The sequence below is a fragment of the Ochrobactrum sp. EDr1-4 genome (assembly GCF_049199085.1).
Taxonomy (GTDB): domain Bacteria; phylum Pseudomonadota; class Alphaproteobacteria; order Rhizobiales; family Rhizobiaceae; genus Brucella.
Genome location: NZ_JBLZOF010000044.1, coordinates 1 through 285 on the forward strand (window position 1 = coordinate 1; position 285 = coordinate 285).

A 285-nucleotide genomic window follows, 5' to 3' on the forward strand; every position below is an offset into this window, starting at 1 on the left:
TGGTCGCCGATGGTAGTCTGGATGCAATCAACGGCGGTCAGTTGTTCGGCGTTTCAAGATCCGTGACGACAGTGTTGGGCGGCAATGCTGCTGTAGGCGCTGATGGCAGGATCAGCATGAGCAATGTTGGTGGAACCGGCAAAAACAATGTCAATGATGCCATTGAACATGTGAACCAAACCGCGAATGCGGGATGGAACGTTAAGGATGGCGCGGGCCATTCAGCGAATGTCGGTGCGAATGGCAATGTGACGTTCAAGGGCGACCGCAATGTTACAGTCAAAC

General features: G+C 53.3%; 1 protein-coding gene. It reads left to right on the forward strand.

All coding sequences use genetic code 11. The features are described 5' to 3' along the window. Positions 1-285: hypothetical protein (locus ACOZHT_RS24465; protein ID WP_421567133.1), on the forward strand; the 285-nt coding region annotated here is incomplete at both ends.